This window comes from Cyanobacterium sp., assembly GCF_054166785.1.
The window spans coordinates 36,845-62,472 of the sequence record NZ_JBSZCP010000023.1 but is presented as its reverse complement, the minus strand read 5'-3'; the positions used below and the strand labels follow the sequence as shown (position 1 = coordinate 62,472).

General features: G+C 39.0%; 25 protein-coding genes and 1 tRNA gene. 16 read left to right on the top strand and 10 right to left on the bottom strand.

All coding sequences use genetic code 11. The features are described from left to right. Position 1: 1 nt before the first annotated feature. The 4 genes from ACXITR_RS04120 to ACXITR_RS04105 all read right to left on the bottom strand — a co-directional run bounded on the left by ACXITR_RS04120 (position 2) and on the right by ACXITR_RS04105 (position 3,148). Positions 2–538, bottom strand: coding sequence for a TM2 domain-containing protein (locus tag ACXITR_RS04120; RefSeq protein WP_457995960.1), 537 nt, complete (start codon positions 536–538; stop codon positions 2–4). A 165-nt stretch (positions 539–703) separates the two neighbouring features. Beyond that, entirely contained in the window at positions 704–1,297 is a 594-nt protein-coding gene (locus tag ACXITR_RS04115) for a redoxin domain-containing protein (protein WP_457995959.1), read from the bottom strand. 45 nt (positions 1,298–1,342) lie between these two features. After that, the gene (gene map / locus ACXITR_RS04110; RefSeq protein ID WP_457995958.1) at positions 1,343–2,179 is read right to left on the bottom strand and encodes a type I methionyl aminopeptidase; all 837 of its coding nucleotides are present in this window, start codon (positions 2,177–2,179) and stop codon (positions 1,343–1,345) included. 96 nt (positions 2,180–2,275) lie between these two features. Next, on the bottom strand, positions 2,276–3,148 hold the full coding sequence (locus ACXITR_RS04105) for an S-methyl-5'-thioadenosine phosphorylase (RefSeq protein WP_457995957.1): 873 nt from the start codon (positions 3,146–3,148) through the stop codon (positions 2,276–2,278). 81 nt (positions 3,149–3,229) lie between these two features. On the opposite strand from ACXITR_RS04105, the gene ACXITR_RS04100 reads away from it, so the two are divergent. Further along, complete coding sequence (locus ACXITR_RS04100; protein ID WP_457995956.1) at positions 3,230–4,063, top strand: carbohydrate ABC transporter permease; 834 nt, start codon at positions 3,230–3,232, stop codon at positions 4,061–4,063. Between the two features lie 5 nt (positions 4,064–4,068). On the opposite strand, the gene ACXITR_RS04095 is transcribed toward ACXITR_RS04100, so the two are convergent. Further along, positions 4,069–5,475: a TolC family protein gene (locus ACXITR_RS04095; RefSeq protein WP_457995955.1), complete on the bottom strand. Its 1,407-nt coding sequence runs from the start codon at positions 5,473–5,475 to the stop codon at positions 4,069–4,071. 167 nt (positions 5,476–5,642) lie between these two features. Between ACXITR_RS04095 and ACXITR_RS04090 the strand changes: the two genes are divergently transcribed. The 3 genes from ACXITR_RS04090 (at position 5,643) to ACXITR_RS04080 (ending at position 7,075) form a co-directional block, all read left to right on the top strand. Then, complete coding sequence (locus tag ACXITR_RS04090) at positions 5,643–6,437, top strand: carbohydrate ABC transporter permease (protein WP_457995954.1); 795 nt, start codon at positions 5,643–5,645, stop codon at positions 6,435–6,437. A gap of 59 nt (positions 6,438–6,496) precedes the next feature. Beyond that, positions 6,497–6,817: an STAS domain-containing protein gene (locus ACXITR_RS04085; protein WP_457995953.1), complete on the top strand. Its 321-nt coding sequence runs from the start codon at positions 6,497–6,499 to the stop codon at positions 6,815–6,817. A 114-nt stretch (positions 6,818–6,931) separates the two neighbouring features. Further along, positions 6,932–7,075, top strand: a complete 144-nt coding sequence (locus tag ACXITR_RS04080) for a hypothetical protein (RefSeq protein WP_457995952.1) — start codon at positions 6,932–6,934, stop codon at positions 7,073–7,075. Here ACXITR_RS04080 and ACXITR_RS04075 read toward each other — a convergent pair. After that, positions 7,072–7,560 carry a molybdenum cofactor biosynthesis protein MoaE gene (locus ACXITR_RS04075; protein WP_457995951.1) on the bottom strand — a complete coding sequence of 163 codons (489 nt, stop codon included), beginning with the start codon at positions 7,558–7,560 and terminating at the stop codon, positions 7,072–7,074. The genes ACXITR_RS04080 and ACXITR_RS04075 overlap by 4 nt on opposite strands. A 149-nt stretch (positions 7,561–7,709) precedes the next feature. On the opposite strand from ACXITR_RS04075, the gene ACXITR_RS04070 reads away from it, so the two are divergent. The 4 genes from ACXITR_RS04070 to ACXITR_RS04055 all read left to right on the top strand — a co-directional run bounded on the left by ACXITR_RS04070 (position 7,710) and on the right by ACXITR_RS04055 (position 10,617). After that, positions 7,710–8,576, top strand: coding sequence for a M48 family metallopeptidase (locus tag ACXITR_RS04070; RefSeq protein WP_457995950.1), 867 nt, complete (start codon positions 7,710–7,712; stop codon positions 8,574–8,576). Next, positions 8,555–8,636 (top strand) — tRNA-Leu (locus ACXITR_RS04065). Before ACXITR_RS04070 ends, ACXITR_RS04065 begins: the two co-directional genes overlap by 22 nt. 159 nt (positions 8,637–8,795) lie before the next feature. Next, a complete protein-coding gene (accC, locus tag ACXITR_RS04060) occupies positions 8,796–10,142 on the top strand; it encodes an acetyl-CoA carboxylase biotin carboxylase subunit (protein WP_457995949.1) in 1,347 nt (448 codons plus the stop codon). Between the two features lie 76 nt (positions 10,143–10,218). Beyond that, on the top strand, positions 10,219–10,617 hold the full coding sequence (locus ACXITR_RS04055) for a hypothetical protein (protein WP_457995948.1): 399 nt from the start codon (positions 10,219–10,221) through the stop codon (positions 10,615–10,617). Positions 10,618–10,659: 42 nt separating this feature from the next. On the opposite strand, the gene ACXITR_RS04050 is transcribed toward ACXITR_RS04055, so the two are convergent. Continuing rightward, positions 10,660–11,070 (bottom strand): DUF4332 domain-containing protein, encoded by a 411-nt coding sequence (locus ACXITR_RS04050; RefSeq protein ID WP_457995947.1) that lies wholly within the window; start codon positions 11,068–11,070, stop codon positions 10,660–10,662. Positions 11,071–11,181: 111 nt separating this feature from the next. On the opposite strand from ACXITR_RS04050, the gene ACXITR_RS04045 reads away from it, so the two are divergent. After that, complete coding sequence (locus ACXITR_RS04045) at positions 11,182–13,995, top strand: response regulator (protein ID WP_457995946.1); 2,814 nt, start codon at positions 11,182–11,184, stop codon at positions 13,993–13,995. Between the two features lie 70 nt (positions 13,996–14,065). Here ACXITR_RS04045 and ACXITR_RS04040 read toward each other — a convergent pair whose 3' ends face one another. Beyond that, positions 14,066–15,700, bottom strand: coding sequence for a Ppx/GppA phosphatase family protein (locus ACXITR_RS04040; RefSeq protein WP_457995945.1), 1,635 nt, complete (start codon positions 15,698–15,700; stop codon positions 14,066–14,068). A 64-nt stretch (positions 15,701–15,764) separates the two neighbouring features. Beyond that, on the bottom strand, positions 15,765–17,000 hold the full coding sequence (locus ACXITR_RS04035) for a glycosyltransferase family 4 protein (protein WP_457995944.1): 1,236 nt from the start codon (positions 16,998–17,000) through the stop codon (positions 15,765–15,767). A gap of 302 nt (positions 17,001–17,302) precedes the next feature. On the opposite strand from ACXITR_RS04035, the gene ACXITR_RS04030 reads away from it, so the two are divergent. From ACXITR_RS04030 to ACXITR_RS04010, 5 genes are all read left to right on the top strand, one after another. Next, on the top strand, positions 17,303–17,815 hold the full coding sequence (locus ACXITR_RS04030) for a hypothetical protein (protein ID WP_457995943.1): 513 nt from the start codon (positions 17,303–17,305) through the stop codon (positions 17,813–17,815). Positions 17,816–17,829: 14 nt separating this feature from the next. Next, a complete protein-coding gene (locus ACXITR_RS04025) occupies positions 17,830–18,717 on the top strand; it encodes a hypothetical protein (RefSeq protein ID WP_457995942.1) in 888 nt (295 codons plus the stop codon). A 347-nt stretch (positions 18,718–19,064) separates the two neighbouring features. Next, positions 19,065–20,123: a recombinase RecA gene (gene recA / locus ACXITR_RS04020; RefSeq protein WP_457995941.1), complete on the top strand. Its 1,059-nt coding sequence runs from the start codon at positions 19,065–19,067 to the stop codon at positions 20,121–20,123. A 183-nt stretch (positions 20,124–20,306) separates the two neighbouring features. Continuing rightward, complete coding sequence (locus tag ACXITR_RS04015) at positions 20,307–20,660, top strand: hypothetical protein (protein ID WP_457995940.1); 354 nt, start codon at positions 20,307–20,309, stop codon at positions 20,658–20,660. A 57-nt stretch (positions 20,661–20,717) separates the two neighbouring features. Further along, entirely contained in the window at positions 20,718–21,161 is a 444-nt protein-coding gene (locus ACXITR_RS04010; RefSeq protein ID WP_457995939.1) for an ATP-dependent zinc protease family protein, read from the top strand. Here the strand turns inward: ACXITR_RS04010 and ACXITR_RS04005 are convergent, their stop codons facing one another. Then, positions 21,162–22,163, bottom strand: a complete 1,002-nt coding sequence (locus tag ACXITR_RS04005; RefSeq protein ID WP_457995938.1) for a glycosyltransferase family 2 protein — start codon at positions 22,161–22,163, stop codon at positions 21,162–21,164. Positions 22,164–22,238: 75 nt separating this feature from the next. On the opposite strand from ACXITR_RS04005, the gene ACXITR_RS04000 reads away from it, so the two are divergent. Then, a complete protein-coding gene (locus ACXITR_RS04000; RefSeq protein WP_457995937.1) occupies positions 22,239–23,045 on the top strand; it encodes a Cof-type HAD-IIB family hydrolase in 807 nt (268 codons plus the stop codon). A gap of 202 nt (positions 23,046–23,247) precedes the next feature. Continuing rightward, entirely contained in the window at positions 23,248–25,500 is a 2,253-nt protein-coding gene (gene psaA / locus ACXITR_RS03995) for a photosystem I core protein PsaA (protein WP_457995936.1), read from the top strand. The last annotated feature ends 128 nt before the right edge of the window (positions 25,501–25,628 follow it).

Below are 25,628 nucleotides of genomic sequence, written 5' to 3'. Positions count from 1 at the left end.
CTTAGGAAATATCCATAAAATCATACACAATATGTCCTTTCACTGGATCATTATTAACCACCACATAGCCCCTCTCCGACATTATCTGTAAACCCCTTTCCACTTGTTCAAAGGTTAAACCAGTATCCACCACCGCCCTAGTTACGGACAATCTACCATTATGATTACTGGCGGTTTGGGCTAATTTAACCATAATCTCTTCATTCGATAACGGCTTGTTTTTTTCCTGCTCTTGCGGGTTAACCTGCATTACGGGAGGATGTACGGAGGGTGTATAAAGTTGAGTTGGTGCATGAAAACCCCCTGCCAAATACTTTTCTTCAGGACTCATTCCCAATCTTCTTTGCATTTTCCAATTATGTTCAGCTACCATGTCGGGCATCAAAAACAGATCTAATATTTGTCCAATACCAAAAACGCCAAAAGTACATAACCAGAATAATCCACTCACATACTTTTTGTTATAAATACGATGTATTCCAGCAAAACCAGCCAACCAAAATAGCCAAAATAGGTAACTGGTGGGAACGTTATTCATCAATCTGCCTCCGAAAAAAATGCCAAAATAAAATATCTCTATAATTCCATTGTGACTTGTCTTTTTCTTTTTTGTGCCTTTTCCCTCATCCTAAACCACAGATTTTAAGATCAATCGATGGAGTCTGGGCTAATTTCATGCTTTTTTCGAGATGATAGATTACTTTTATTCGGCAGTAGATGCAAAATAAGACTTAGATTTTACGGGGTCATTTACCATGGTTTTGTCCCCTTCTTGCCAGTCGATGGGGCATACTTCGTCTTGGTGGGATTGCACATACTGAATGGCTTTTAATACTCTCAGGGTTTCATCTACACTGCGACCAAAGGAAAAATTATTAATGGTCATGTACTGAATCAAGCCTTCTGGGTCAATGATGAATAAACCTCTCAAAGCTATTCCCGCTTCTGGTTCTAGGACTTCGTAGGCGGTGCTAATTTCTTTTTTGAGGTCTGATACCAACGGGTAATTTATGTCACCGATGCCCCCTTGTTTTCTCTCGGTTTGAATCCAAGCCAGATGGGCAAATTCACTATCCACCGATACTCCTAGTATTTCGGTATTGAGACTGGTAAATTCTTCGTGGCGATCGCTAAAGGCGATTATTTCTGTCGGGCAAACGAAGGTAAAATCGAGGGGATAAAAAAATAAAACAACATATTGATCAAGATAGTTAGACAATTTCACCATTTGAAATTCTTGGTCAACCACCGCCGTAGCCATGAAATCGGGTGCTTTTTGTCCTACTCGAATTGTCATAATACCATCTAACCAATAAGTTTGCTCCCGTATATTTTACCTTAGTTATAGTAAAGTGCGATCGCTCAGGATTTCATAACCCGTTTCGGTAACTAAAACCGTATGTTCAAATTGAGCAGATAATTGATTATCTTTTGTAACCACCGTCCAACGATCACCCAGTAATTTGGTATGCTTAGATCCAGCGTTGATGATAGGTTCAATCGCCAAAGTCATCCCTGCTTTTAACTGTACATTAGGTAAATTATTAGTGCGTACATTAAAAACCGAAGGCTCTTCATGGAGTTTACGCCCTACCCCATGCCCTACAAAATTTTCCACCACCGTATAACCATGGCTTTCCACATAATCTTGCACCGCCCCAGCAATGTCCATTAGATAATTCCCAGCCTTAACCTGTTCAATGCCTTTATACATGGCATTTTCCGCCACTTCCAATAGTTTGCGGGTACTACGCTTTACCTTACCCACAGGGAAAGTAATACAAGAATCCCCATGAAAACCATGGTAAAAAGCCCCCGTATCAACCTTAACAATATCCCCCATTCTAATTACCTTATCACCACGAGGAATACCATGGACAACCTCCTCATTGATACAGGCACAAATAGAAGCAGGAAAACCGTGATAACCCTTAAAACTAGGTGTTGCCCCCATTTCCCTAATTCTTTTTTCCGCATATTCATCTAAATCCGCCGTAGTCATCCCCGCCTGAGTAATTTCCTGAACTTCCTTTAATACCGTTGCCACAATTTTGGCAGATTGACGCATAATGGCAATTTCCGCCTCATTTTTAATGGAAATACCCTTCCCCGTTTTTTCCATCGGCGGTAATCCTTTGGTTTTAGGTTTAGCAAAAAATAATTTTTCTAAGAGTTTCATAATTTATTTGCGGTGTAGGATAAAGTTTTCTGCGTTGGTTAAGGGATGGGGAAAGGAAATTTTATTTTCCATTGTTAATTCTCAATTATCTATTACCTAAAGGTATTTTTTAAGAATAGGTAATAACTTTTGTTTTGTCTGCTCTGGTGCTTTGTCAAGGGGAGTAAAAATAGAACTTTTGAGAGCCGAATGGGCTTCCGACTCAAAGGGATTCGCCACAATGAGTTTTACTGTTTCCCTAATAATTTTTTGAGCATTAGTAGCATTTTGATGGAGATTATTAATCACTGTTTCCACCGTAACATGATCGTGATCTGGATTCCAACAGTCATAGTCCGTCACAAGGGCAAGGGTAGCGTAAGCAATTTCTGCTTCTCTGGCAAGTTTTGCTTCGGTTAAATTGGTCATGCCAATAATACTTGCACCCCAACTGCGGTATAAGTTTGACTCGGCAATGGTGGAAAATGCGGGTCCTTCCATACAGATATATGTACCCCCTTGATGGAGATCCACATCAGGAAAATTAAGGTTAGTAATGGCTTGGGCGAGGGTATTTCCTAATTTTTTACAAACGGGATTACCAAAGCCAATATGGGCAACGATTCCTTCCCCAAAAAAGGTGGCGATGCGTTGAGAAGTGCGATCAATAAATTGGTCAGGGATGACAAAATCAAGGGGTTTTATTTCTGCTTGTAGGGAGCCTACGGCGGAGGCGGAGATGATATAGTCAATTCCTAGTTGCTTCATGGCGTGGATATTTGCCCTAAAAGGTAACTCGGTGGGTAAAAGATGATGATTTCTACCATGACGAGCCAAAAAGGCTACCCTTGTGCCATCTAATGTACCGATGATGATGTTATCGGAGGGTTTCCCAAAAGGAGTGTCTAAACTAACTTCCGTAATGTCTTCGAGGGCTTCCATTTTATATAAACCACTACCGCCAATGATGCCGATTTTGACTGTTTCCATTGTACTGTTACACTTTTGAGGATCAAGGTTATATTTTACGGTAAAATATGACGGATAAAATCAAAGCATTAGCAAAAAAAGATGAATCAGAAAAAAAGTGTTCTCAAATTAATGGTGGTTTATCTGATTTTAACCCTAATTGCGATCGCCATGCTTTTCCCTCTATTATGGTTATTGGGAACATCTTTTAAATCAGCAGGGGAGGACATTTTCAGCTTTCCGCCGAACTTTATTCCCGAACAATTTACCCTAGAAAACTTTATCTCAGTTTGGCAAAACTACCCCTTTGAAACCTATCTTTTAAACAGTGTAATTGTCGCTGTTTTAACGGTTACTTTTAATCTTATATTTTGTTCTCTGGCGGCCTATCCTTTAGCAAGGTTAGACTTTAAAGGAAAAAAATTAATTTTTATCCTCGTGGTTGCCACCATCATGATTCCCTTTCAGATTGTCATGATACCCCTTTATATCTTGACCGTTCAATTTGGGCTCAGAAATAGTTATCTCGGAGTCATTTTACCTAACCTAGCCTCTGCATTTGGGATTTTTCTTCTTAAACAAGCCTTTGAAGGAGTACCAAAAGAATTGGAAGAAGCATCACGGATTGATGGTTGCACTGAATTGGGCATCTGGTGGCACATCATGTTACCAGCTATTCGCCCCGCCACCGTTACCCTCGCCATTTTTGTTTTCATTGGGGCATGGAGCGACTTTTTATGGCCTCTGATTGTTTTAGATCGCCCTTCTTACTATACTTTACCCCTAGGGGTGGCAACCCTTGCTAGTTCCCTTGATTTAAACTGGCGCTTGATTGCCGCTGGTTCGATTATTTCCATTGCCCCCGTGATGGTTTTATTTATCCTCCTCCAAAAATACATCATTCCCAGTGATGCTAGTAGTGGGGTTAAAGGTTAGGAATTTTATTCGGCAATACCATATTGTCCTACGGCTCTTTGTAAACTATTTAGGGATTGGTTATAACCGATAATTGCTTGTAAAAAGTTGCCCCTAGCCTCAGTTAATGCCCTTTGAGCATTGATAACATCGGTTTGGGTGCCGACCCCCGCTTGAAAGCGTAATCGAGCTAATCTGAGGCTTTCCGTGGCGGTGATGGCGGCTTGTTCGGTGGTGGAAATATTTTCTTTATTGGCCGCCAAGTCATTAAAAGCAGTTTCCACTTCTAATCTAATGGCACTTTTGCGATCGCCAAAATTATTTTCATCAATAGCAACGGATATTTCTTCCTGCTGCGCCCTAGCTTGGCTTTCTCCTCCGTCCACAAAACGCCATTGTAATCTAGCTCCAATATTGTAACCATCACTGTAGCCCGTTACACCCAAGGGACGACTATCAGCAAAAGTAGTATTAAAATTATAGTTAGCAAATAGATTTACTTGGGGTCTTCTTTGGGAAAGAGCGATTTCCCTATCCTGCCTACTGATTTCCCTTTGAGCCAAAATTTGGTCTAACTCCTGTCGGTTTTGATAACCTAAAACGATACTTTCTTCTAAGGGTAAAGTCCATTCCCCTCTTTCTTCTACTTCATCGGCGGATGAGTATTCTACCGTTTCAGGTACTCCCACCACTCTGGCTAATTCTCTACGGGCGTTTTTTTGCTCCGCCATAGCCCTTGTGAGGGCTTGATTAGCGTTAGCCAAATCTACTTCTGCTTGTAATACATCAAAACGAGTACCTAAACCAGCCCTTTCCAAAAGTTGAGCATCTCTGAGGGTTTGGGTAAAGTCTTCCACGGCTGCTTGGGCAATGTTTACTTGGGCATCATTATTTTGTAGCTGATAATAGGCTCTGGATACTTCAAAGGTAGTATCTTGGGTTATTTTATCGACTTCTAACTGACTAAATCTTATTTCTTCTTGGGCTCTGTTGATAGTGGCACTAATGCGTCCCCCGGTGGAAAGTCGATAGCCTACCTCAACCCCTGCCCCCGCACCAAAAGTATGGGTATTGCCAAATAGTCCAGAGGTTTGATTTCCTGAGAGACTAGCATCAGCATTACCATCCACAAACACTCTTTCTTGGGCTTGGGCTGCTCTTAGGGATTCATTAGACCTTTGTAATTCTAGTTTAGCTCTTTGTAAGTTTCTATTGTTCTCTAGGGCTATGGCAAGGACTTCTTCTAGGGTGATGGGGGTTAAGCCTTCAATCCTTACTTCTTGGGGTTGACTAGGGCGTAATAATAAGTCACGGCTAGAGGTTGATATGTTAGCCTCGGAGGAGTTTGATTCTTGAGCGGATGTATTAGTAGCCCATCCAAAACCTATAATTAAAAAACTTAGAACAAAGTTTAAACCCTTTTTATAAAACATTACTATCTAAAAATGACTTTCCAAAGTGATTATATTTCATTTTAACTGTTTTGGTGTTCATCAATTAGAGGTTATTGATGGAGGTTAGGGATCTTCATATCTCAAAAAATAAAGTTTATTTAAAATTTTGTTTGATAATTAATTGTTTCTTGGTTTACGCTTTTTTTATGAATAAATTGTTTAAGATTATTAGTTTTTTAATTTTATTTGGCGGAGTGATTATTATTTTATCTCCCCTTTTTGTGGTTTTATATACTTCTTTCTTTAAAATAGAAAATCAAGTTACTCGTTTTACTTTTGAGTATTATCTTCAAGCATGGGAAATGGGAGATTTTGTTTTAGCTTTTTTAAATTCAGCTCTAGTGGCGATCGCCGTTACTTTTTCTCAAATAGTTACCTCTGCTTTAGCTGGATATGCTTTAGCTAGAATGGAGTTTAGGGGCAAAAATTTTATTCTTTTATTAATAATCGCCACCTTAGTTATTCCCATCCAACTATTAGTAATTCCCATATTTTTAATTCTCAGAAATGCCCACTTAATTAATACCTATTGGGCTTTAATTCTACCTAGTGCCGCCAACGGATTTGGTATCTTCTTAATGAGACAATATTTTCGCACCATACCCATCGAATTAGAACAGGCCGCCGAATTAGATGGGGCAAATCGATTACAAATTATCTGGCACATTCTTTTACCCCTCGCTAAACCCGCCGTAATTACCTTATTTTTGTTTACCTTTATCGGGGAGTGGAATGATTTATTTAAACCCCTCGTATTTACCAGTAATCCCCAACTAAAAACCGTTCAATTAGCCCTTGCTTCTTTCCAAGAACAATTTACCAGTAATTGGTCACTGTTAATGGCCGGGGTAGTTATTAGCACCATTCCCGTAATTTTGTTATTTATTTTGGGACAAAAACAATTTATTGAAGGTATTGGCACCACAGGTCTAAAAAATTAAAGAATTTTTGCGGTTAATTTTGGTTAAAATATCTATAACAGAGTGTCTATAAATTGAAAATGCTACCTAAAATCAAAGTTTTAAAACCTGAAGGAATTTTTGACGGTGTAAAGGCTAATGAATTTCGTCAAAACATAAATCAATTCATTAGTGAAGGAACTATTTATATTCTGGTGGATTTTAAGAGGGTAACTTTTATGGATAGTTCAGGGTTAGGGGGTTTGGTACAGGCACTCAAAAGTATTCGTACTGTCAATGGACGTTTATTTCTCATGGCTCTTAATGATCAAATTACCATGTTATTTGAGCTAACAAATATGAAACAGGTTTTTGAAATTATTGAGGATAAATCTGAGTTAGCGGCTAAATTTCCTGATTAATCTCTTTCAAGTTTTTAATTTCCATGGGTACATATTTTTTTGCTAAATTTATGGTTGCGTCTTCTCAAAACTCTAGCCTACAATGGCTATAGATACAAAACTTTACAATTTATAATGATTGATAACCAAAAAAATCGAGAGCTTGAAGACGTACAGGAAGACAAGCAAAAAGAAGAAATTCTTTGTCCCCATTGTAAAAGAACTGCTACCAATGGTATTAAGTGTAAGGGAATATGTGTGGCGGATAGTGATTATTAGGTTAGCTTTTGTTTGTGCGAAAATTCTTCACAGGCCCCAATGCTAACCCAGCTAGTGGCACCGTCGGCAAAGTGTTCTTTTTTCCAAATAGGGGCATTATGTTTCAGGGTATCAATGGCATACTGACAGGCTTCAAAGGCTTCTCCACGATGGGGGCATCCCACCGCCACTAATACACTTATATCTCCAATGGCTAGTTTCCCTGTACGATGGTGGATAACGATGGTTTTTGTTTCTTGCCACTGCTTATAAATGCGATCGCAAATTAAACGAAAAATATTAATTGCCATGGGTTCATAGGCTTGATACTCTAAATATTTAACAGCTTTTCCCTCGGTTTGATTCCGCACGGTGCCACTCATTAAAACCACCGCGCCATTTTCGGGAGACTCCGCCAATTTATAAACATCCTCCACACATAAAGGAGCAAAAGTAATTTTTAGGGATTCTGAAGGAGTGGCAATCACCCGGGATAATTCCGCCATGGATATAAACTGTGACTATCTTTATTTTTCAAATTATATACGGTAACGAAAAAAACCAAAAATAGATCTTTCTCAACTTGTAATCACAGCTTGTTTCGTCCTTGTTTTAGTTAAGATAAAAGAAAAAATAACCCACCGCCAAAATAATTATGAAAACGCAATTAATAGGTTTAAAAGCCGACGACTTTAGACATCCCCTCGACTTAGAAGCTACAAAAAATTTAAAACAGTTACCCGGATTAGACATCGCCATGAGGGGTATTTTAGGTTCGGTGGCAGAAGATTTTTTTTATCTTAATAACATTGCTTCTAGTATTTTAATCAGTGATAAACAACTTCCCCATCTTCATCAATTATTACTCAATGCCTCCTCTATTCTTGACATAGAAGCCCCTCAACTTTATATAAAACAAAATCCTGTACCCAATGCTTATACCCTTGCCATTCGGGGTAAAAAACCTTTTATGGTTATTCATACATCTTTACTAGAAATTTTGACCGATGAAGAAGTAGAAGCGGTAATCGCCCATGAATTAGGACATTTGAAATGTGAACATGGAGTATATCTTACCCTTGCAAATTTAATCGTTTTGGCAACGGGGTTATTGCCTAGTTGGGGTAGTATTTTGGCTCAGTCGATGCAAAGTCAATTATTACAATGGTTACGCTGTGCTGAATTTAGTTGCGATCGCGCAGCGTTATTAGTCGCTCAAGATCCCAAAATTGTGATGTCTGTACTCATGAAACTAACGGGAGGCTCACCATCCCTTGCTTCTAAGTTAAATTTAGATGCTTTTATGGAACAAGTGAAAGATTATCAACAAATGAGCAACACCGACATCGGAGATATGCTCAAAGATATGCAGACAGCCCAATTAACCCATCCTTTACCTATTTTACGAGCAAAGGCGATCCAAAATTGGTCCAGTTCTCCTGAATATGACAACTTGCTAGAAAGAGAAAAAGTTAGTTATAATAGTGAGCGTCATGCCAAGGGCGGATGGCGAAATTGGTAGACGCACCACACTCAAAATGTGGCGGCTTCGGTCGTGCGAGTTCGAGTCTCGCTCTGCCCACTACAAAATAATCACTCCTTTAAATTTGGTATTTGGGGGTGATTTTTGCTTTATTGGTCAAAATTTCGTGGGTAATTGACCATTCGCTCCAGTTCATTGTCAGAATTGCCAAAAGGTCGTAAGATACAAAGGTTATTAGATTTATGACCCTGATACTAAATGTCGTTTTCCAAAATCTTAATTGCTAATCGAGGCGAAATTGCCCTACGAATTATCCACAGTTGCGAAGAAATGGGAATAGCCACCGTTGCGGTTCATTCTACCATTGACCGTGATTCCCTCCATGTAAAATTAGCAGATGAGAGCGTTTGTATTGGTCCTCCTCCTAGTAACAAAAGTTATTTAAATATTCCTAATATCATTTCTGCGGCCTTGACAAGGGGGGCTGAAGCTATTCACCCCGGTTACGGATTTTTGGCGGAAAATGCCCGTTTTGCCCAGATATGTGCTGACCATCAATTGACTTTTATTGGACCTCGTCCTGAATCTATCACCTCCATGGGAGATAAATCCACGGCAAAGAAAACCATGGAACAGGCAGGAGTACCTACGATTCCGGGTAGCAAGGGTTTATTATCCGATGAGCAAGAAGCCCTGAGAATGGCGGCAGAAATTGGCTATCCTGTAATCATCAAGGCTACTGCTGGGGGTGGTGGTAGAGGAATGCGTTTTGTTCATCAAGAGTCTGATTTGGTGCGTCTTTTCCATGCGGCACAAGGGGAAGCGGAGGCGGCTTTTGGTAATGGGGGGGTATATTTGGAGAAGTTTATTGAGTTACCCCGTCACATTGAGTTTCAAATTTTAGCGGATAGTTATGGTAATGTGGTACACCTTGGGGAAAGGGATTGTTCGATTCAAAGAAGGCATCAGAAGTTGTTGGAGGAAGCACCTTCGGCGATTTTAAATCCTAAGTTACGTCAAAAAATGGGACAGGCGGCGGTGAAGGCGGCTAAGTCGATTAATTATGTGGGTGCTGGTACAGTGGAGTTTTTGGTGGATAAATACGGTAATTTCTATTTTATGGAAATGAATACCCGTATCCAAGTAGAGCATCCTGTGACGGAGATGATTACTGGGTTAGACTTGATTAAGGAACAAATTGCGATCGCCCAGGGAGAAAAGTTATCATTCTCTCAAAAGGATATACAATTTCGGGGTCATGCCATCGAATGTCGTATCAATGCAGAAGATCCTAACCATGATTTTAGACCAAATCCGGGGAAAATTATCGCTTATTTACCTCCCGGGGGGCCCGGGGTACGCATGGACTCTTTTGTTTATCCTGACTATCAAATTCCTGCCTATTATGATTCTTTAATTGGTAAATTGATTGTTTGGGGTGAAGATAGGGCAACGGCTATTAAGAGGATGAAACGTGCTTTGAGGGAATGTGCTATTACGGGAGTGCCTACCACCATCGAATTTCATCGCAAAATTTTAAATCATCCTGAGTTTGTGGCGGGAAATGTTTATACTAATTTTATTGAAGAACATTTTTTTAAATAGAGTAAAAACCTTTTTTCCCATTGCTGAGATTAGTTTCACCATTTATTAAAAAACGATCATATTTTAGAGAGAAACAATGGCAAATTTAGAAGCACTTTTGCGGATGGCTGAGGATGAATTAACCCAATATAGTACCACGGCTCGTAAAATTGAGAAGTTACGCCGTAAAATAGGCATTGCTCTTCCTTACAATCAACAACAACAATTAAAACAGGAATTGTTAGAAAAGAAGCCCAAGGGTTTTTTGTTTAAAAAGATAGAAGAAAGCCGTCAAAGTTTTGCTCTGCCTTTTTGGGGCATTGCTGGGCTAGGTTTATTATTTGGCATATCTTCCCAACAGTATCTTGATTTTATCGCAACGGCGATCGCCCTTCCCATTGCCATCAAAATTCAGCAACTAGGTTGGAAGTTAGAAGCCCAAACTCTATTACTCAAAACCTTTGAAGATATTGAAGACAGAATGAAGAATAGTTAAGATTTAAAGTTCATGGGTTGTTATATGTATTTGTTGCCGTTTTTATTTAACCCTAGTTATCTTTTTTGCGTCCTGAATCCACTGCTCTACAAGGGATATGGAAGGACAGAGATCTTTTCTTTTAAAGGTTGATACCTGTAGGCGCATAACTTGACGGTGTAGTTGTGGTGCGGAAGTAGTGCTCAGGTGGTGCAAGGAAGGAATACCAGCATGTAGTAACAAACCGCAATATTTCGTTCCAATACTCTGCGCACAGGCTAAATTAGATAAAGCAACCCACTTACTGAGTAATTTTATATTTAATCCCGTGTTACGGGCTAGTAATTGTTTTTTTTCTTCGCTGGTGGTTTTTTTTAACAAATCTATGTTGGTACTAATTCCTTCTGATTGTAGTTGTTTTACATCTAGGGGATGAATTCCGGGTAGCTGGGCGATCGCAACGGAAAGTATCATAATAAAGAATAGAATAAAATTATGGAGATTTTGTTATTTGAAATCATAAATAACATTTTTACATACTAAATAAACTAAAATTTAACTGACTCCAATCCTCGTTAATGCTCCATGGCTAATAACTATAAATTTCCCTCCCCTCTACACAAAATTTGGTTAAATTGGACATTGAAAACCAAGCTCGGTTTTTCCTTTGCTGTGTTAACCTTTTTTATCTCTATTATTTTTAGTTTAATAGTAGGACAACAGGTAAAGCATCAGGTAGAAAAAGAACAAACTCTTTTCTTACAACAAATAAATCGAGAATTATTAACTACCTTTCAACAGGGAATGTTGGAACGTTATAAAAATATTAGTAATATAGCGGTATTATCTGAATTTCGCTCTATACAAAGGAATGATGGGGCAAGACGGGTTTTACTTAATCAGTTACAAGAAAGCTACGATAATTATGCTTGGATTGGCTTTGCTAATGATGAAGGTATCGTAGAAGTTAGTACCCAAAAAATGTTGGAGGGGGTAGATGTTAGCGAGCGCCCTTGGTTTGTGGAGGGGCTACAATCTTCTTTTGTGGGAGATGTCCATGATGCTAAGTTGTTAGGGAAGATACTTCCTCCCCCAGACGATGGAGATGTACTTAGATTGTTGGATATATCTACCCCTGTATATGACAATAATGAGCAGTTGATAGGGGTATTGGGGGCGCATCTGAGTTGGGAGTGGGTAAAGTCTTTGGAAGATAGCCTGATGAGAAATATAGGGGAAGAGCAGGAAGTTGATATTTTGATTGTTAGTGAGGATGGGGATATTCTTCTAAATTCTGGGGAAAAAACTATTTTTGACGGAGGGTTTTTTTTAGAGTCAGCGTCGGGAAATAATGGTTATGTGACTAAAAAGGCAGATATTGATGGTAGTGAGTATTTAATTAGTTATGGAGTTGATGATGGTTATTTAGATTATCCTGGTTTAGGGTGGCGAGTGGTAATAAAAAAAGAAAGTGCGATCGCCTTTAGACCTGCATATAATTTACAAATACAAATCCTATTATGGGGTTTATTTTTAGCCAGTATTGCTTCGGTGGTGGGTTGGAAAATAGCCGATAGAATTACTAAACCTTTATTAAATCTTAGTAAACAAGCAAAGATTATTACCGAGGGAAATCGAGAAACCCCAATCAAAGTATATCAAGGAAAAGATGCGATCGCCCTTTTATCCTCTAGTTTAAATGAACTTGCCCATACCTTACTAGAGCAAGAAAAAAGCCTAAAAGAAATTAATCAAAAATTAGAGCAAAAAGTAGAAGACCGTACAAAAGAACTAGAAAAAGCCAAGGAAATGGCAGAAAAAGCCAATCGGGCTAAAAGTGAATTTCTGTCGAGTATGAGCCATGAATTGAGAACACCCCTTAATGCTATTCTAGGATTTGCTCAACTGATGGAAGATGACCAAAATTTAAGCCCTGAGAATAAAGAAAATTTAACCATTATTAGTACCAGTGGAAAACATCTACTCTCACTAATTAACGACGTTTTGGACTTATCGAAAATTGAGGCGGGGGAAATTACCCTCAATGAAAATCTTTTCAATATTCGAGAGATGTTAGCCTCCATTGAGTCAATGTTGCAAATCAAAGCCACAGAAAAAAATCTGCAACTAAAATTCCTCTTACAAGAAAACTTACCAGAATACATTATCACCGATGAAGGAAAACTCAGACAGGTATTGTTAAACCTTCTTAGTAACTCCATCAAATTTACTAAAAAAGGTACTGTCAGCTTATGCGCAGAATTGTCTAATCCTCAAACCCTCCACTTTAGAATAGAAGATACGGGGGTGGGCATTGCCCCCGATGAAATGAGCAAATTATTTTCTAGCTTTTTTCAGTCTCAATCGGGGCGCCAATCTCAACAAGGTACTGGTTTGGGTTTAATTATTTCCCAAGAATTTATCCATCTAATGGGGGGAAGTATTCAAGTTACCAGTGTCATTAACAAAGGTAGTATCTTTGATTTTACTATCTCCTTTTCCCCCGCCCAAGCTAATCCTAAAATCATTCAACCCATAGAAGACAATCATCAAAAGCTACGGCTAGCATCTAGTCAATCTATGTATCGTATTTTGGTGGTGGATGATAATGAAAGTAATCGTAAACTATTGACTAAACTATTGATTCCCGTTGGTTTTCAAGTCAAACAAGCAGAAGATGGTATAGAGGCGATCGCCCGTACCCAAAAATGGTATCCTCATCTGATATTAATGGACATCGGTATGCCTAATATGAATGGGGATGAAGCCACCAAAATCATCAAGAAATGGAGTCATGAAAATAATCAAAGTATCATCATCATTGCCCTCACTGCCCATGCCTTTATGGAAGAAAAACAGGCAATTCTTGCCTCTGGGTGTGATGATATTATCAGTAAACCATTTTCCCATGGGGTTTTATTAAATAAACTCAAGCACTATCTAAACCTAGAATATACCTTTGAAAACTCCAGAAATATCAACAGGGATACCGTCATTGACAAAGAAACCTATATTCAACTAGACGACTGCCCCAAAATTTTAATTGCCGAAGATAACCAAGTTAACCAAAAATTGTTAATTAGTCTTATTAAAAAAATAGGCTATAAGGTAGATGTGGCTAATAACGGAGTAGAAGTTATCAGCGCCCTTGAAAAAAGGGAATATGACCTCATTTTTATGGATATGGAAATGCCCATCATGGACGGTTTAGAAGCCACCCAGAAAATTTATCAAGTAGCTACCCGTGAAAAAAAATTACCCGTGGTTGTGGCTATGACAGCCAATGATGATGATGACAGTCGGGGTAAGTGTTTTGATGTGGGCATGAGTGACTATCTCACTAAACCTATTAACTTTAAACAATTGGATAGAGTTATCAAAAAATATGTAGTTAGATAATTAGGCTTTGATGAATAAATGGGATGGCTAGGGGAAATAGACAATTAGCAATGATCAATTTCTATTTACTTTAATTGGTGAGGGTTGCCAATACTTTTACTTGAAATTCACTTTCAAAAATAGGTTTTTTATACTCTAAATTCCACAACTCCAAGGCACAATCATCATCTTTTTTAGTGGGAATTAGTTGTAAATGTAGTTTTTCGTATTCTTGATCATATTTACACTCCAAATCCCGAATAGCCCCTATTTGACGGCGATCAAGGGCGATCGCAAGGCGTAATATCGCACTCATTTGCTTAATTATTTTACGATTATCATGGGCTAGGGAATAATAAGACTCATGTTTTCGTTTGGGCTTACTTTTGCGATGATAACGGGCAATTTGGGCAATAATTTCCACCTCAATTTCCGTAAATCCTAAAAGTTCGGCATGGCGTATTAAATAATAAGAGTGTTTATGGTGTGCCCCATGGGAAATGTATAAACCGCAGTTGTGCAAAATAGCTGCCGCCCAAAGATATTCCCTTTCTTTTTCTCCCCAATCATGTAATTGTCCTTGGGTTTGGTCAAAAATTTTGAGGGCAAATTGAGCAATTCTTTCCCCGTGGGGTAAATCTACCTGATATTTATGGGCAATCTTCATCACGCTACGGGCGCGCACATTGGTTTGAAATACTAAACGATTTTCAATATAACCATTTTGTAACATCCAATCAACGATAATTCCTTCCCGTAAAGCCCTTTCGCAAATAGTAATGGAATCGATTTCTAACATGGTCATGGCTTCGAGTAAAATCATGATACCCGGTACAATAATTTCTGCCCGACGTTCAGACATTCCCGACATAGAAGCCCTTTCGTCATAATCCATTTTGAGCATTTTGCCTAAGATTTGCTCTATCTTTTTCTTAGGAATTTCATAACCATTAAGGGGATTTGGCTCACTACCTTGGGTTTCCATGGCATCGATGATGGCGATGGTTTCAATGGTGCCTGATGTACCCACTAGGAGGGGTTTTTCTCCTTGTTTCAGGGCGTTTTTAAACTCCTCCACGGGGCGCTCTAGCATACCCCTGATATAGGCTTTTAAACGGATAAATTCTTTTTCACTAATGGGGTCGGTGCTGATAAAATCTTGGGATAGTCTAACGGCTCCCACTTTGGTACTACTGAGGTGACGGGTTTCTTGACTATCGGCGAGTACCATTTCCGTAGAGCCTCCCCCAATGTCGATGAGACTATGGACTCCACCGCCAAAGTCCATTCCTGATAGTACCCCCAGATATATTCTTCTGGCTTCTTCTTGTCCTGAAATTAGGTCAACTTTAATGCCTAATTCTGATTCAATCTGGTTCAAAAATTCGATGCCGTTGGGGGCTTCTCTGGTGGCGCTGGTGGCCACGGCAATGATCTGATCTACTTTTAGGCTATCGGCTAAGTCTTTACACCGTTTTAGGGCAGATAATGACCGCTCCATGGCTTCTGGGGTTAGGTTACCATTCTCTAAGTTGCGATCGCCCAGTCTAACGGTATCTTTTTCTTTGGCAATAATGGTAAATGAGGGGATTTGAGCGTTTATTTTTACTACCACCATATGAATGGAGTTTGTGCCAATATCGATCGCCCCTAGGGTACAATCTTGGAGAGGATGAGAACTATTTAAGCTCTGATAGGCAATAGATTGATTATTAATATTTACCATCGTGTAATAGTTGATAATTGATAGTGGACAATGGATAATTAAACTTTAGTTCATTTTGCCTTCGTTATTTTCGATTTTTTACAAGGGATTTAAATAATTCCTCATAAAGTGCGATCGCCCCTTCAAAAGAATAATTAATCTCCGCATACTTACGCCCCGCCCTACTCATCTGGGCTACAAGCTCTCGATTATGGTAAAACTCCTCAATTTGTTTCGCCAAAGCCTCGGCATCTTCTGGGGGAATAACCACCCCACCCCCACTTTCTTTGATAGCTTGGGCAGCGGTGCCAGACTCAGGCACAGAGCCAATAATCACACAACCACTAGCCAGCAAAACAGGAATTTTTGAAGGTAAATTAAAATCAATCACATTACTTTTTTGAGTCACCATGCCAATTTCCACCGCCCCCAACATTTCGGGTAATTTTTCCCTTGGTTGAAATGGCCTTAATAAAACATTGTCACAATCCAACTCCTGCCGATATTTTTCCAACCTTGCCAAAGCCTCTTCTTTACCCACAATTACCACCATCAAATCATCCAAGTGCTTCAACTTTTGGGCTGCTTCCATTAAAATTTCGATGGGTTGAGTAAGGGCGATATTACCAGAATAGATAACAACAAATTTTCCCTGCAAACTATTTTCCTCAATAAAATAGCTATCTTTTTTTGCCACAGGTTTAATAAAATCCACATCCACCCAGTTAGGTATCTTGATAATTTTATCAACATCTACATTTTTTTTTGCTAAATTTTTGGTAAAACCATCAGCAATAACAGAAATTTTATCAGCTTTTTGATAAGCAAATTTTTCTAAAATAGAAAAGATTTTAATTAATTTTTCATTAGTTAATAATCCCACATGAACCGCCGCATCAGGCAAAATATCTTGTAAATTAACAACCAAAGGAGAACCATATATCTTACTTAAAAAATACGCAGGAATAATGGCAGGAAGCCCTGGAATAGTAGAAATAATGATTTCTGGTTGCCAACACTTTAATCCTTGCCAAAAACTAAAAAAAGCAAAACTAATCTCAAACATTGCTCGATTAATAAAACTTCTTTTTTGACTTGCCCATACATAGGAACGATAAATTTTAACCCCATTTTTTTCTTCTTCTGTATAAATTTTGCCCCGATAATCTGGATAAATTTGACTCTCAGGATACCAAGGCATGGCAGTTAAAACCCTTACATCATGTCCATTTTTTGCTAATCCTTCCGCTAGTTCTGTCATTAGGGGGGCAATGCCAATGGGTTCGGGATGATAGTTGTAAGAGTAAATTAAAATACGCATTATTTAAATACAGGTATATATTTTTACTTAATGTTAAAGGATTAATTGAGTAATATTCAGGCTATTTATTAGTAATATTTATGGCTAGTTTTAAAAGATAAACATCATTTTAATATAGGGTTTGTTACAATTATGGGATATGTTTTTTATTCCCTCTTGCCTTCTGCTTATTATCTTTTAACTTTCCCACTAACATTTTTGTACACACAAAACGATAATTTTTATATTGATTAGCTAATAAATCATTTATTATTAGGATAATAATTAATCATAAAAGTCAATTTTAGCTAAATTTAGATGAAATGAAAAAAATATCCCGTTTAATAGTTGGTTTTTCCCTTGCTTGTTTACTGATTATTCTTCCTGCCTGTGGAGATAATACCCCCTCAAGATTTGAAGGGGCGCAACAGGAAAGCATTGATGCGGGGAGTCGCAATACGGCAGTATCCAGAGATGCGGAAAAAGGCTCTAGTTTTAACCGTTTCTTTCCTGTGAGTGAGGAAAATTATGAGCGAGTTTTTACCCAAGAAAAGGATGGCTTCGTGGAAGCTGTTTTAAAGGAATCGGGGCAAAATGTGGCAACCCTAGGGGTTTTTGATACCATTAGTAATCCCTCTGCGAAGGATGATTTTGTGGATAGTCAAGGGCAAATAGGGGGTTATCCTGTGGCGCAAAAAGGCTCAAGGGCAACGGCAGTATTAGTCGCCGATAGGTTTCAAGTAACGGTAAGATCAACCGATGATGGCTTCACCGTGGCAGATAGGGAGACTTGGTTAGGAAAGTTTGATCTCGATGGTTTAGCAAGTTTAAATTAGGAGCATAAAGAGTTATGAGTAAATCTATTTATGATTTGGTGGACAATTTACCTAAGCGTAATGTTACCACCATGGTATTAAATTCCCTTGATTTTGTGGTGCCGGGGCAATGGCAAAATCCCACTAATTTTGAGCAGATGATTCGGGATATTAGTAAAGAAACCGATGAAAAATGGATCCAAAAAATAGGCGATCGCGCGGTGTGGTTATACAATGATAAGACCCAAGGTTATCAAAATGCCCTATGGTTATATCAAACCGTAGATAAGGCTGATTCAGCCCTTGGTGCGGCGGCATTAGCTAATAAGGTAGGGGAAAAAATCGGTTTTCTTAGCTTTCTCAATAAATTAACCCCCAATAACCAAAAGGCACAGGCCCTGGATTTATCCATTAAATTGGTGGTGGAAGTTGTGGCTTTTTGCCAGATTAATGGTTTACCGGGGGATAGCATCGGCGATTTTGTTAAGGCTTTAAAGGAGTATGAAGGGGAAGCCCTTATGCGTATGGCAGCCTTGGTGTGTATTGATGGTTTAATTCCCTTTGGTCCTGATTTTATTTTGGCGGTCAAGTCCACTTTAGATAATTTAAGCCCCCAAGAGTTGTCTAGTAATGGAGCTTTTTCCAAGGTAAGTAAATTTATTCCGGGGGGTAATCCTGCGGGGCAGTTAGGCTTTATTAGCAAAAGTTTTGGAGCGGTAACTGGTTGGATGACAGGGTTTGTGGGCGATCGCAATTTAACCCAAGGTAAGGTGATGAAAAATTTACAAAGTTTTGTCGAATTCTCTGATAATCAACTCGATTATGTCGCCGCTTTTCTTGATATGTCCACCAACTATTTTGAACATACTGGCACCCAATCCATCGCCACTCGTCTAATACGTCGTGCCATGCTGGAGGTATAAAAACATTAACGAATCAAAAATAGAGGTTTACAAAATGTTGCGGTAGGAACTATCGTGATTAAATAGCCCCGTAATGGCTTTCTGACGGGGACTACGGTCTAGTTAAGAGTCTATAGGGGAATCCCCTCGCCTTTAGGCAGGGGAGGTTGAAGGCTTGGGTAATATATTGCCCACCATAGTCTATTCTATGGGCGATCGCCCCTGCCATCCATCAAGAAATTACCACTCTTCCCTTAGCCAAAATAAGGTATAATTTTAATACTGGTGTACTAAAACATTAGGTAAAATAAGATAGAAAATACCCTCTATACTAATTAAAGAAGAGTAGATAAAATAACTAAAAAATTATGGCTACAAGTACCAGCACACAAGGCTCAGACAAAGAAAAAGCCCTTAACTTAGTTCTCAGTCAAATCGAGCGCAACTTCGGGAAAGGAGCAATTATGCGCCTTGGGGATGCCTCTAAAATGAAAGTAGAAACCATTTCTAGTGGTGCATTAACCCTCGACTTAGCATTGGGTGGTGGTTTGCCAAAAGGGAGAATTATTGAAATTTATGGTCCTGAAAGTTCTGGTAAAACTACCCTAGCACTCCATGCGATCGCAGAAGTCCAAAAAGCAGGGGGAGTAGCCGCTTTCGTAGATGCTGAACACGCCCTAGACCCCAATTATTCCAGTGCTTTGGGAGTAGATATAGATAACCTACTTGTAGCCCAACCCGATAACGGAGAATCAGCCCTTGAAATTGTTGATCAACTGGTGCGTAGTGCCGCTGTTGATTTAGTGGTAATTGACTCTGTCGCCGCCCTTGTACCCCGTGCAGAAATTGAAGGGGAAATGGGAGATTTACAGGTGGGTTTACAAGCTCGTTTAATGAGTAAAGCCCTGAGAAAAATTGCGGGAAATATCGGTAAATCAGGCTCTACTGTTATTTTTCTTAACCAACTTCGTCAAAAAATTGGGATCAGTTACGGTAGCCCAGAAGTTACCACGGGGGGGACAGCTTTAAAATTTTATGCCTCCGTACGTTTAGACATTCGCCGTATTCAAACCCTGAAAAAAGGTAGTGAGGGGGAATATGGTATCAGGGCAAAAGTAAAGGTTGCTAAAAATAAAGTTGCTCCTCCTTTTCGTATTGCGGAATTTGACATCATTTTTGGTTCAGGAATTTCCCGCACTGGTTGTCTCCTTGATTTGGCAGAAAAAACCGATGTGGTTAGCCGTAAAGGGGCTTGGTATAGTTATGAGGGAGATAACATTGCTCAGGGTAGGGATAATGCGGTGCGTTATTTGGAGGAAAATCCTGAGTTAGCCCAAATTGTGGAGCAAAAGGTTAAAGAAAATCTTGATATTAACAATGTTAATTTTTCAGGCTCTAATAGTGATGACTATGACAGCGAGGAATAGAAAATAATTAATAGTTGATCCAACAATTTAGAATGGTTGGGGGGGTATTTTGCCCCCAGTCTTTTTCAGTTTCAAACCCATTGATAAGGGTGAGCATTATCTTTGACTGGTACATAAATCATTGAGGATTGCTATAGTTTAATTGATTGATATTTGTAATATAAAAAAAAGGGTAGTTTTGTTATGTTTAGTAAGGGAAACAAGGAAAGCAAAAGCGAAGTAAATCCTATTGTTGAAAATTTTAACCCAGCTAATTCTGGTAGTACGGATGTTGAGATGGATAAATCCTCTATTCCTATTCCTGATGATGTGATGAATGAGGAACAAATTCAAACGGTTAAGTTGGTGGAAAAAATTAGTGGTATTTTATCTCCTTATTTTATCGTTATTGTGGGATTATACCTTTCTGATGATAGTTTTTTGATTGGTTTTGTATTGGTAATTGTGGGTATTTTATCTCTGTTAAAAGTTTCTTTACAGGATATTGTGGGCTTGGTTAACAGGGTAAAGGCATTGATTGGCGCAAAGAATGATTAATCACTTGCTTAAAACTTTTTTCCTTGGAAATAAAGCAGTTTAAGAGCAAAAAAACTGATGAGCATTAGTAAAAATAGATCTTTACCGTTAATTGGTTGGCGAGAATATTTAGCACTACCACATTTAGGGGTAAAGGAGATTAAGGCAAAAATTGATACGGGGGCAAAAACTTCAGCCCTCCATGCTTTTAATGTCAAGATTGTGGAAAAGGAACATCAAAAAATTGTGGAGTTTGAAATTCATCCTATCCAAAAAGAGAATCAAACTTCTATTGTGGCTACGGCGCCTTTATTGGAATATCGCACGGTAAAAAATTCGGGGGGCGTGGCTGAAACTCGACCCGTAATTGAGACTAATGTTATTTTAGGTAATATTTCATGGGCGATCGCCCTTACCCTAACAAATAGAGACTCCATGGGCTTTAGAATGTTATTGGGTAGAGATGCCGTCAAAAATCGCTTTTTAGTAGATACAGGAAACTCTTTTCTTTTTAGCTCGTAGCTATTGAAAAATATTAATGTTTACAAGTAATTTTAACTTTGTTAATATACTCTGTTCCCTAGAACTTAGAAAGTATAGATTTTCATAAATTGCTTTTAGTTGTTGATCATCATTGGGTAATAAAAAACCTTCCTCAAATTGTTTTAACTCTTTTTTCTGTATATTATTAAGTCTTTTTATGCTAAGAGGATTTTCCATTCTTCTTTTCCATTTCTTTTTCCACACATCGAAAGATGAGCAATTGAAATGTAAAATAACAATATCATAAGCAATAGTATAATTGAGCAAAGTATTTTTTGTAGATGTAGGAAAATGGCATTTGAATCCAGTAATACTGCTGTTTAGTCTTGCCGCAGACTTTCCAATTATATAACCTCTAATATAACTTCGATTTTTCAATGATTTACAAAAAATATTTGCGAACTTAAATTTCAAGCGATAAATAATTTTTTGGAGTAGTAAACGAAAATAAGTCCAAGGATTGATTTTAAAGTTTTTTCCCAATCTAGTTAAAGGATGAACTTTAAATAAATTAATTTCTTGAATAGGATTAATATGATTTAAATTATAAGGAACTGCTTCCACTGCTGAAAACCTTACCACTTGGTTTCGTTGACTGGTTTTAGACAGTATTTCTTTAACAGATTTTCCATATACGTATATATACTCATCTACATCAATATGAATAATCCAATCAATGTTTTTAGAACGAGCGATACTTAAAGCAACTGTTGCGTTGGTTTCTTGTCGTTCTTCTACAGATAGTTTTTCCTTTTTTGCGTGTTGATTCCAGTATTCATTAGTACAGGGAATACAGATGATTTTTTTATTTTCTGCAAATTTTGCTATGGCTTCATCCTGCGGGTCATCAAAGAATATAATTAGGAAGTCAATCCCCATTTTAAGATGATACTCAATAAATGAAGATGTCTCTTCTAAAGAGGCTTTTACCGTTGAAAAAATACAAATGCTATCTAGTAAGATCTTCTTAGAAGTAGCCATAGACTTTAAATTATAGAATTTATGGGAATAAATTTTAGAACATAAACCATTTAGATCAAGTATAGGTAAAATCCCATGGACAATATCAAAGTATTATTTTTAGACATTGACGGTACCATTGCAGGGGAATCCAATAAAGTCAACCCCGAAGTAATCGAAGCCATCAAAAAAGTTCAGGCAAGGGGGGTACAAGTAGGACTTGCCACAGGGAGAATGTATTGCTCTGCCTATCGTTTTCACCAAGAAATAGGGGCTGATTTACCTATAATTTCCTATAACGGGGCATGGATACAAAACCCTGTTACGGGAGAAATGATTTCCCATCGTCCCCTCGACCACGAAGTTGCCCGAGAATTATTAGACTACTTCCGCTCCCATGAGGTAGAAATTCACGTTTACTTTAACGATCAACTATACGTAGATAAAGTCACGGAGAAAACTGATTCTTATATTGAGAGATCAGGAATTGTCGTTAATGTAGTAGATGATTTAAGTAATTTGTTGAGTCAATCCCCTACCAAACTACTAGCCCTAAGTCCTAATCCATCCCTCATTCGCTCACTATTGGATGACCTCAAGCAACGATATCACCAGCGTAATCTTTACCTTACCCAGTCCAATCCGACTTACCTAGAGGCAACCTCGGCTCATGTCCATAAAGGGGATGCTATTAAGTACCTAACAGAAAAAATACTAGGGTTATCCTCTGAGCAGGTAATGGCCATCGGTGACAATTTCAATGATTACACCATGATTGAGTATGCCCAAATTGGTATTGCCATGGGAGATGCCCCTGAACAATTAAAGGCGATCGCCACTTATACCACCGATAACGTAGAGAATAACGGAGTTGCCAAGATTATTTCCCAACTCAAATTTTGAGGAAAAAAGCGATTTTAATCCATACATAAAGAAAAGTAACAAAGCCTTGACTTTTGTCACGAAAAATTACGCCATGGGGCAATTGTAGCAATTGTTAAGCAAATTTTAAATATTGTTAAGCAAATCCCACAACAGGAGCAAATACCCATTATCATCATGGTTAATGTAGTAGTTTAAGTATTTGTCGAGAGAAGAATCACTCATGACAGTAACCCCTCAAAAAGAGGCGAAGGCTAAAGTAGCAGTTGACAAAAATCCGGTACCTACTTCTTTCGAGAAATGGGGCAAACCTGGACACTTTGATCGCACTTTAGCTAGAGGACCCAAAACCACCACTTGGATTTGGAATCTTCACGCCGACGCACACGATTTCGATAGCCAAACTAGCGACCTAGAAGATATTTCTCGTAAAATCTTTAGCGCTCACTTTGGTCATTTAGCAGTAGTATTTGTTTGGTTAAGTGGGATGTATTTCCACGGAGCCCGTTTCTCCAACTATGAAGCGTGGCTATCCGATCCCATGAACATTAAACCCAGCGCTCAACAAGTGTGGTCTATTGTAGGACAAGACATCCTCAATGGCGACATGGGCGGTGGTTTCCAAGGTATTCAAATCACATCTGGCTTCTTCCAACTATGGAGAGCCTCCGGTTTTACCAATAGCTATCAGCTCTATGTAACCGCCATTGGTGGTTTAGTCATGGCTGGTTTAATGCTCTTTGCTGGTTGGTTTCACTACCACAAAGCGGCTCCTAAACTAGAATGGTTCCAAAATGTGGAATCCATGATGAACCACCACCTCGCTGGTTTACTAGGGTTAGGCTCTTTGGGTTGGGCAGGGCACCAAATCCATGTATCTTTACCTATTAATAAGTTATTAGATGCTGGGGTTGCGCCTGCTGACATTCCTTTACCCCACGAGTTCATCCTCGATGCAGGTAAAATGGCTGAGTTGTATCCCAGTTTCGCCCAAGGTTTAAAACCATTCTTTACATTAAATTGGGGTGTTTACTCCGATTTCTTGACCTTCAAAGGTGGATTAAACCCTGTAACTGGTGGTCTTTGGTTATCTGATACCGCTCACCATCACCTTGCCATCGCAGTTCTCTTCATTATTGCTGGTCATATGTACCGCACTAATTGGGGTATTGGTCACAGCATGAAAGAAATTTTAGAAGGTCACAAAGGGCCCTTCACTGGTGAAGGTCACACTGGACTCTATGAAATTTTAACCACTTCATGGCACGCCCAATTAGCCATTAACTTAGCATTACTTGGTTCTTTAACCATCATCGTGGCACAACACATGTATGCCATGCCTCCTTACCCCTACCTTGCTACCGATTACGGTACACAGTTATCCATCTTTACCCATCATATGTGGATCGGTGGTTTCTTCATCGTAGGTGCTGGAGCTCACGCTTCCATCTTCATGGTTCGTGATTATGATCCTGCTAAAAATGTTAATAACCTCTTAGACAGAGTATTACGTCATAGAGACGCTATCATCTCTCACCTTAACTGGGTATGTATTTTCCTTGGCTTCCATAGCTTCGGTTTATACATTCACAACGATACCATGAGAGCTTTAGGTCGTCCTCAAGATATGTTCTCTGACAGTGCAATTCAGTTACAACCTGTATTTGCTCAGTGGATTCAGAACCTTCACACTGTAGCCCCTGGTGGCACAGCACCTTTCGCTTCCGCCCCCGTTAGTTATGCTTTTGGTGGCGATGTAGTGGCCGTAGGTGGCAAAGTGGCTATGATGCCCATTGCTTTAGGTACTGCTGATTTCATGGTTCACCATATCCATGCTTTTACCATTCACGTTACCGTGTTAATCCTTCTTAAAGGTGTACTTTATGCCCGTAGCTCCAGACTTATCCCTGATAAAGCTGAGCTTGGCTTCCGTTTCCCTTGTGATGGACCTGGTCGTGGTGGTACTTGTCAAGTGTCTGGTTGGGACCATGTGTTCTTAGGTTTATTCTGGATGTACAACTCCTTATCCATTGTAATCTTCCACTTTAGCTGGAAAATGCAATCGGATGTGTGGGGTACGGTGGCTCCCGATGGTACGGTTTCTCATATCACTGGCGGTAACTTTGCCCAAAGTGCAATCACCATTAATGGTTGGTTAAGAGATTTCCTCTGGGCGCAAGCTGCTAACGTAATTAACTCTTACGGTTCTGCTTTGTCTGCTTACGGAATTATGTTCCTCGCAGGTCACTTCATCTTCGCTTTTAGTTTAATGTTCCTATTCAGCGGACGTGGCTACTGGCAAGAATTAATCGAATCCATTGTATGGGCTCATAATAAACTCAATTTAGCCCCTGCAATTCAACCCCGTGCTTTGAGCATTGTTCAAGGTCGTGCGGTTGGGGTAGCTCACTATCTCTTAGGAGGTATCGTAACTACCTGGGCATTCTTCCTCTGTCGTATTTTGGCAGTGGGTTAGAAATGTAAACTTTCTCTACAATTGTGGGGAAAGGGACGGTTAAATAGGTTATAAATTAACAAGTGAAACCGTTTTAAAAGCTAAGTTATAAGTTGATGATGATTTAATCATTCTCAGCGAATTTAAGA